The sequence below is a fragment of the Aquimarina macrocephali JAMB N27 genome (assembly GCF_000520995.1).
Taxonomy (GTDB): Bacteria; Bacteroidota; Bacteroidia; order Flavobacteriales; family Flavobacteriaceae; genus Aquimarina; species Aquimarina macrocephali.
The window spans coordinates 1-822 of record NZ_JACA01000114.1 but is presented as its reverse complement, the minus strand read 5'-3'; the positions used below and the strand labels follow the sequence as shown (position 1 = coordinate 822).

The window sequence follows — 822 nt, the reverse complement described above, 5'->3', positions numbered from 1 at the left end:
AATCGTATCAACTTGCCATTGTATCCATTTGTCAAAGAACGATATTGGATTGATGGCTTAGAAGAAAAGAATATTCATGCAAATGGAACGACAACATCCGTTTTACATCCATTATTACACTTAAACACTTCAGACTTTAGTAAGCAGAGCTATAGTACGACATTTAGTGGTGAAGAATTTTTCTTAAAAGATCATCAGGTTTTTAACCAGAAAGTTCTTCCGGGAGTTGCGTATCTGGAAATGGCCCGTGCTGCTATTGAAAAATCCATGCCCACATCTGTAGAATCTGCTATTTTGGAGTTGAATAATACTATTTGGATTCAACCTTTTGCTATCGTAGACCAAAAGAAACAAATTAATATAAACTTGTTTTTGGACGATTCAAATTCTGTAATGAGTGAACAAATACATTACGAATTATATAGTCACAATGGAGAAGAAGACATCATACACTTCCAGGGAAAAGCAACTTTTAGCAGTCGAACAATTCCAGAGAGAATTGATATTGATCAGCTTAGACGTCAGATGACTGCTGGTAAATTAATGCAAAGTGATATTTATAATGCTTTTGCTCAAATGGAACTTCATTATGGGGCGGCACATCAGGGAATAAAAGCGATTTATAAAGGAGAGGGGCAAGTATTGGCCGATTTAACTCTTCCGGAAGTAGTTAAAACTAAACAGAATAATTATCTATTACATCCTAGTTTAATGGATAGTGCTCTGCAGGCTACTATTGGCTTATTTCAGAATCTGAATCAAATCCCAGAAGAACCATTACTTCCTTTTGCACTAGGATCTTTGCGAATAATCTCTGCTTGT

The 822-nt window shown here is 35.6% G+C and carries 1 protein-coding gene; it reads left to right on the top strand.

Translation table 11 applies throughout. The features are described from left to right. The coding region (locus Z054_RS29595; RefSeq protein WP_035093868.1) for a polyketide synthase dehydratase domain-containing protein at positions 1-822 on the top strand (822 nt) is incomplete at both ends.